The organism is Thermodesulfobacteriota bacterium, assembly GCA_034189135.1.
Lineage (GTDB): Bacteria > Desulfobacterota > Desulfobacteria > Desulfobacterales > JAUWMJ01 > JAUWMJ01.
Genome location: JAXHVO010000031.1, coordinates 44,782 through 51,435, shown reverse-complemented (window position 1 = coordinate 51,435; position 6,654 = coordinate 44,782). Strand labels below are relative to the sequence as shown.

8 protein-coding genes are annotated in these 6,654 nt (G+C 52.0%); all 8 read right to left on the bottom strand.

All coding sequences use genetic code 11. The annotated features are described in order from the left end of the window. A partial coding sequence (locus tag SWH54_04640; GenBank protein MDY6790539.1) for a hypothetical protein occupies nt 1-2,723 on the bottom strand: 2,723 nt, incomplete at its 3' end. Next, complete coding sequence (locus SWH54_04635; GenBank protein MDY6790538.1) at nt 2,720-3,463, bottom strand: hypothetical protein; 744 nt, start codon at nt 3,461-3,463, stop codon at nt 2,720-2,722. The genes SWH54_04640 and SWH54_04635, both read right to left, overlap by 4 nt. Then, nucleotides 3,464-4,687: a phage tail length tape measure family protein gene (locus SWH54_04630; GenBank protein ID MDY6790537.1), complete on the bottom strand. Its 1,224-nt coding sequence runs from the start codon at nt 4,685-4,687 to the stop codon at nt 3,464-3,466. Nucleotides 4,688-4,826: 139 nt separating this feature from the next. Further along, nucleotides 4,827-5,162, bottom strand: coding sequence for a hypothetical protein (locus SWH54_04625; GenBank protein MDY6790536.1), 336 nt, complete (start codon nt 5,160-5,162; stop codon nt 4,827-4,829). Next, nucleotides 5,162-5,554, bottom strand: a complete 393-nt coding sequence (locus tag SWH54_04620; protein MDY6790535.1) for a hypothetical protein — start codon at nt 5,552-5,554, stop codon at nt 5,162-5,164. The genes SWH54_04625 and SWH54_04620 overlap by 1 nt, the downstream gene beginning before the upstream one ends. A gap of 10 nt (nt 5,555-5,564) precedes the next feature. Beyond that, nucleotides 5,565-5,975, bottom strand: a complete 411-nt coding sequence (locus SWH54_04615; GenBank protein ID MDY6790534.1) for a hypothetical protein — start codon at nt 5,973-5,975, stop codon at nt 5,565-5,567. A 3-nt stretch (nt 5,976-5,978) separates the two neighbouring features. Next, nucleotides 5,979-6,281, bottom strand: a complete 303-nt coding sequence (locus SWH54_04610) for a head-tail joining protein (GenBank protein ID MDY6790533.1) — start codon at nt 6,279-6,281, stop codon at nt 5,979-5,981. An 86-nt stretch (nt 6,282-6,367) separates the two neighbouring features. Then, a complete protein-coding gene (locus SWH54_04605; protein MDY6790532.1) occupies nt 6,368-6,640 on the bottom strand; it encodes a hypothetical protein in 273 nt (90 codons plus the stop codon). Nucleotides 6,641-6,654: the final 14 nt, after the last annotated feature.

Genomic DNA, 6,654 nt, shown 5'->3' with positions numbered 1-6,654 from the left:
GCAGGATCGGTAACCTTGCTCCAATCGCTGGTGTTATAAATGGTAATATAAGGAGAGGTGCTATGTGCCACCGCCATTAGCGAACCGTCGTGATTAAAGGCGACATTTTGACCGGTACCGGCTGGTAAGGTGGTCGGATCGGTAATCTTGCTCCAGTCAGATGTGTTATAAATGGTGATATAGGGAGAAGTAGCGTGCGCCACTGCCATCAATGAGCCATCGTGTTTAAAGGCGACACCGTTGGCGGTGCTGGCCGGTAATACGGTTGGATCGGTAATCTTACCCCAGTCGTTTAAAAAAACATCTCCCATGATCTGGCCGTTGACGGTGATCGCCCAGGTGCCGATGCTGTTATTCCATCCCCGGATCAAAGCGAAATGATACTGGACGCCTGCGGTAAATCCACCGGTATAAACCCGGGAAAAATTGACCACATCATTGCCGTTTCGGATCTGGAAACTGATCAGGTTATAATGAACGACCAGTTTCACAAAATGGGTGTTGTCCACAAACTGGCTGTAAATAACGACGGTCTGATTCGCGCTTTGAAACCGGTGCCACACATCGATGTCCACCCGTCCGGATGACATGTTAAAGTCGGCATGATCCAGGATGCTTAAATAGTCTCCGTCTCCGTCGAACAGCCCGGATCCGGTACCGAACTTTTTATAGGCCGTATCAATTTGGGCGTTGCCATAGGGTGTGACCGTGTGACCGGTCACACCGTCATCGGTAAAAAGGGTGGACCCGTCAGTGCCGTCCATGTGTAACAGTAAAACCGATAATTCATCTTCTAAAAAGCTGTCGGGGATGTGGACCAGGTGATGTTCCCCTGCTTCCCAGAACTCCAGGGACCTGGCCTGGATGGCGATATCGTTAATCAGCTTGCGCACGTTTGGCGGCTGTAAAATGGGAGCGGCCAGGCGGAAACTATTTGCTGCAAACCAGGTGCTGGCCGCCGCATAGGACACGGCATGGATCACACCGGACAGCCCGCAGCGGCTGAGCAGGATATGCTTTAAGATATGATCCGGCCGCTCGATCAGGGCGTTGGCTGTGTCGGTATAGGTCCCGGATGCGTCATCCGGCTGGCCCTGTAAATCGGCGGCAATCAGTTTGCCGATCACGGTTTCGGCGGTGGAATTTCCGGTCAGGGTCACAGCGCCGGTAATCGATACATTTGCATATCCGGAAACAGTCGCCTGGGGCGTGTATTTGACTTCCAGCCAAACCTCGGCGATGGTGCCCGAATTCACTCCCGATGAGGTGACATACATCGGCACCAGCGTTTGAGTCCTGAGTTTGGTCCACGTATTTGTATTTCCGTCCACAGTGGTCCAGGGACTGTATTTTGTTGTCCCGTTGTGAGCCGACGTGGCTATGGCCCCGTAAAGTCCGGTGAGGCCGTAAAAAGTCCCGGTAATTGTAAGCCCGCTTTGTATGGTTCCCACCCTCATGGCGATGCGGTATTCCTGGGGTGGGCCGGAATACTGTTCGTCGGTGATCTTATCCAGCCGGCATTGTGAGTCATATTCAAAAGTGGCATAATTGGTTAAATTCTGATCGCAGATATTGTCCGGATTACTGATCACCGGATCGGTGACCACGGCATCGTCAAAATACCACTCAATGGTTTGCTGGGCCGATGAGTGAGAGTGGCCGCTGTCGTTGCCGTCCAGGGATGATGAATCAGCCTCGATGTTGACCTGTTTTTTATATTCGGGCAACACGGTAAAAACGATCACCGCCTTTCCTTCATAGCCGGTATATTCGTCACCGGTCTGGCCGGTGTACGTCGTAAACCCGGATGTTTGCCGAATATTATCCACATAGACCGCATCGATGGAATTGACCGGATGGTCGGCCACCAGGTACACATAGGCCGTCTGTATTTCGGCCATGGCGGCGCCCTTGTCATGGGCCACCGCAGTGGTGGAATTATAGCCCCGGGCGCCGGATGCGGCCAGGGTCAGGGTGTTTCCCGATCGGGACGCGATGCGGATCTGCTCGCTGTCGATCTGGATGGTGAAAGCGCCGGAAGAGGGCAGGGCGGTCGCGTCGGAAACCTCCAGGGTGCCGCTGTTGCCCGGCGATGTTTCGGTCATATCCTGGGCGATGGTGGTTTTTCCGCCGGCATCGACTGCAATGCAAGGGATTCTTTTGGGCCGGCCATAAATGGCGGGAACCATCTTGCCGATATCGTCGGGATCGGCACCGGGGTAGGTGGTATGGTCCACGATGGTGTGAGAAAATTTGTTGATGATACTAAGCTCAAACCCGCTGCAAATCACCGTGGTACGGTCAACGGTCATTTCGGCGATATCTTCCATGTGGCCCACAAAAAGGTTTTCCCTGTCAGCGGCCGCAGTCGCGCCGGCGTGGATCCGGGAAATGATGACTGAGCAGTATTGCGGGTCGTTATCTATAAAAAGGGCGGTAAAAGAAGCGGCTCCGCCCACCGGTTTTGAATTGTCAATGGTAAAGCCGGCCTCTCCCGGTTCGGTTTGATAGGTGACCGGATCGATGCGTCCGGCCTTAATCGTGCCCCAGGATAAAACCATCGGCTCGTAAAGCTGACCGTTGAACTCACAAAGGCCGTCATCACCGAAAACCCGGTCGCACAGATAAAGGGTAATGCTGCCGATGGTAATTTCAACCAGCCGGATGACATCGACATGGGGATTATCGATGGCGGCTTCTGTAAAGGCGGATAAAGTTTTCAAATCATCTCTTTGATATTAACCATCACGCGGGTATGTGTATTGTGATCAAAATTTTCTGCCGGCATGCCATCAAATCTGGCCATATAATAATTATCTTTATGATCCTTGAAATAGAATGGTTTTGCATAATCATTCAGATAATTTTTAATGGTTAGTAAGCTGGCATATTCCGCAGCCGACATCCAGAAATTATAGGTGCGGGCTTTGCGTTTGTTGCCGATTTTGGTCGATCGTTCCACGCCGCCGACCGTTTCCTGCCAGCGGACCTTATCGATATCGCGCCCGGTGGGATTGCCTTCACGCAGCGCATTGAACGAATAACCCTTTGACATGAAAATTTCGCTGCATTTGGGATTGGTCATGGATGCCAGAGTCACCCTCCAGTAACGCTGTGTGACCGGGCTTGCCAGGGTTTTAATGATCTGGCTGTTGTCTCCCTGGTTCCAGTCAATGACGGCATCATGAATATCGGCCACAAAGTTGTCATTGCTGTACTGCCACTGCATGGCGATGCCGGAAAAGTTATGCTTGGGAATGGCGAGAAAATCGACTCCCAGGTTGCCGGATGCGCCTTGGTCTGCGGTGAAATTTTTGGCCTCTGCCACCGTATCTTTCCAGAACAGCGAAACCGCCCGGTCGTACAGCCGGCTTTCGGGAAATCCGGTGTCCGGATCCCCGGTCACATCGACTGTGCCGGATTCCAGAATATTGTACGGGTAAAATGTCACCGTCCAGGCCATTTAAGCTTCCCCCCATCGATGATCTAAGGCGTCCATTTCTCTTTTGAAAATTTGCGCCGCATTGCGCAGGGTGGTTGGATCGGCGGCCAGGGTTTCCAGGTGAAAATGGTAATGCTTTTCACCGCCGCCGGCGCCGCTGCGCATCGCCTCTGATTCCGCCTGATTTAAAACGATTTCTTTTTTATGGCCGTAAAAAAGACCGTCCGAAGGAAGGCCGGCCGGACCGGTCCCGGTCTGATAACCGAGTACCTTTTCACCGGCGGTATAGGCCATGGCCGCGCCGGTACCGATTCCCTTGCCGACTAGGTTCATCAGTTTCCACAGCTGCTTTAACGGCCAGATCATTGCGTTTACCGTTGCTAAAAACATGTCCAGTTTGGCCCGGAGCTGATCCGCCGGACCGATCCATGCCGCAAAATCGTCCACCAGATCCCCCACATAAGGGATCATCTCCTGTATGATGTTTTTGACTTCATCCAGGATGGCCATAAAAGCCTCGTTGTCCACAATGGCAAAGCCGATTTCCTCCAGCAGATCCCCCCAGGCGTTTTTCAACTGCCCCAGGGCCTTATTGAAGGGGCCGCCCGCGGCCTCGGCCGCACCGCCGAACTGTGATTCGAGCTCCTGTAGAATAATGCCCTGGGCGGTCATCAGGTCGCCGGATTCAACCAGATCCTTGATCATTTCTTTCTGTTGCACGTTGAACTGGACGCCTGACCGGGAAAGGGCGCTTAAGTTGGCTATTGGATCGTTCAGCGCTTTACCCAGCATGACCATAGAAGATTTTAAATCGGTGCCCATGACGGTGGACATGTCCAGGGCGGCCTTGGCGGTGCGTTCAAAACCTTCGCCCCGAATATTTTTAAAGGTGGCCAGAATGGCCATGCCGGACAACACCGTTTCGTCCCCGAAAGTGGTGACTTGCTGCAAACCGGCGGCCATGTTTTTTAGCTGGTCCAGGGTAAAGCCGGCGGCGTGGCCGGTGGATTGTAAAACCGCTCCGAGCTTTGCCTCGGCGTCCCGCTGGGTCATGGCCGCCTGGGTGACGGTTTCGATGCCTTTACCCAGGGCATAAATGCCGGCCACACCCGCCGCCATACCCACGGCCATGGTTTTCAGGCCTCCCAGGGATTTGGTAATTCCGCTAAGATTTCTTTTAACCGAGTTAAACGCCGCGGCGGATTTGTCCTGTCCCCGAATGTCAAATTTAACATCTTTGGCCATATTTAACCTTGCTTTTCCATTAAATTAAAAAAAGCGATCCAGCCGTTGTATTCTTCCACCGAAATTTGCCGGATTTCGGCGAGCGTTTTACGCAAAGCCGCTGCAATTCGGTATTCGTTATAGAGGTCCGGATCGCTTGCTATTTTTTTTCAAGCTCTTCCACCGTGGGCGCTTCCATTATCTCGTTTGCAATTTTAGATAAAACAGCCGGATCAACCGCATGAATCAGGGCGTGTTTATGTTCAATGGTAAAAAGATTTTCACCGTTTTTGTCCCTGGCAAACCAGATCAGCACCCATGCAAGAGATAACAATTCACCTTCTTTTGCTTTTTTGTAAACCCGCTGTTTATCGTTCAACGTCAATGGTTCGGCATAGATAATCAGCGGCCCGTTTTCGTCGCCCCATTCCGGCACTTCGATATGTTTGGTTTCCTTTTGCTGGAAATGCTGCTTTGCGTTTTCGATGATATCCATTAAACCACCGTTCCTTTCGCAAGGACGCCTTTAAAATCAAACTTGATGGCGTTGGGATCCTCTTTGCTGATCTCGACGGAGCGCTTTTCGACATATACGTCCCCGGAATATTCCACGTCCCCGCTTGAATCGTTGGCCGGGTAAAGTTTGAGCGAAACGGAAGATCCGATCACCAGTAGATCCTGTCCGTTGGGGTCCGCATCGTCGAACAAACATTCAATGCTGCCGCCGCCTCTTTTGCATCCCGATGGCAAATAGGTTTCTTCCGTGTCCCCCATGGACGTGATCGGCGCCAGGGCGACATCTTCTTCCTCATAGGTCCATTTCTGAACCTCGGCGACGGCGTTGGTGGCCACTTTTACAATGCCGTCATTTCCATGTTGTACTGCCATGATTGACTCCTTATGTTCGGTAATTGATGGAAAATTTCATCACAATAATGCCCACCGGTTTGTCGCTTTCGGCGTCAAATTCGATTTCGGTTGATGCGATATGGGCATACACCGCCAGGCCGTTTAAACTGCGGTCCGCATCGATGGCGCCTTCAACCTCTTCGGCAATCAGATCCAGGGTGTCATCGATGGCCCCGCCGATGGCTTTGACATAGCCTTCAACGGCCAGGGTAAGCATGCGATCGATTGCCCGGCTTCCGCCAGGCTCGCTTTCTTCCTCCACGGTATAGATGAGCAGTCCCGGAAGCTGAGAGGTTTTCAGCGGATACACACGGCTGACAAACACCCTGTTTCCGGTGGTGACCAGGCCGGTTAAAACCGTTTTGACCTGGTCCCGGATCTGTTTTCTTTTATGAGCCATGTGTTACTGTTCCTCTAATACCAAAACCACAATGCCGGTGCCGTCCTTTTGCACATTAACGATCTCGTATGATACACCGGAAACGGTCAAAGCGTCACCCTGTTCAACGGCGGCAATATCTTCCAGTTTGCAGGTAAATCTCGGCTGCGATCCTTCAATGCCCACCGAGCCGCCGACCTCGTCAAAATACTCATCGTCGAATATGCCGTTTACGGTGGAAGGCAGGCCGACAAGCGGGGTATAGGTCGCCGCCACGGCAAAATCATCGGTGTTGAAAAAAGTGTCGATGTCTTCGGTAAAGGCCATTAAAAACACTCCATGTTTTCAGGTAATAGGTTTAAGGTAGAAGGCTGAAGGGTGATTGAACGCTTTTTCCTTCAGTCTTCAGCCTTTTACCTTCTGCCTTTTTTATTCGCCCCGCGTTTGGCGATTGTCTTTTCCTGCTCGGTTTCACGGTTTTCCGGATCCGGCCCCGTCATTTTTGACGGATCGATTTCCATGTCTTTCTCTACATCAACATCAGAAACCGCTTTTTTGATCTGGGTTAAAAACAGGGCGTCGTTTTCGCTGATGTCTTCTCCCACGGTTAACACGTCACCCACTTCCACCGCTTTTCCTCCCGCAACCGTGTTGCGGGCAATGGTAATTTGCTTGATTTCGGGCATAATAACCCCCTTGT

What these genes read in the sequence shown, in the direction of transcription:
- SWH54_04635 (MDY6790538.1), bottom strand. Translation starts at nt 3,463, where the DNA reads ATGGCCTGGACGGTGACATTTTACCCGTACAATATTCTGGAATCCGGC.
- SWH54_04630 (MDY6790537.1), bottom strand. Translation starts at nt 4,687, where the DNA reads ATGGCCAAAGATGTTAAATTTGACATTCGGGGACAGGACAAATCCGCC.
- SWH54_04625 (MDY6790536.1), bottom strand. Translation starts at nt 5,162, where the DNA reads ATGGATATCATCGAAAACGCAAAGCAGCATTTCCAGCAAAAGGAAACC.
- SWH54_04620 (MDY6790535.1), bottom strand. Translation starts at nt 5,554, where the DNA reads ATGGCAGTACAACATGGAAATGACGGCATTGTAAAAGTGGCCACCAAC.
- SWH54_04615 (MDY6790534.1), bottom strand. Translation starts at nt 5,975, where the DNA reads ATGGCTCATAAAAGAAAACAGATCCGGGACCAGGTCAAAACGGTTTTA.
- SWH54_04610 (MDY6790533.1), bottom strand. Translation starts at nt 6,281, where the DNA reads ATGGCCTTTACCGAAGACATCGACACTTTTTTCAACACCGATGATTTT.
- SWH54_04605 (MDY6790532.1), bottom strand. Translation starts at nt 6,640, where the DNA reads ATGCCCGAAATCAAGCAAATTACCATTGCCCGCAACACGGTTGCGGGA.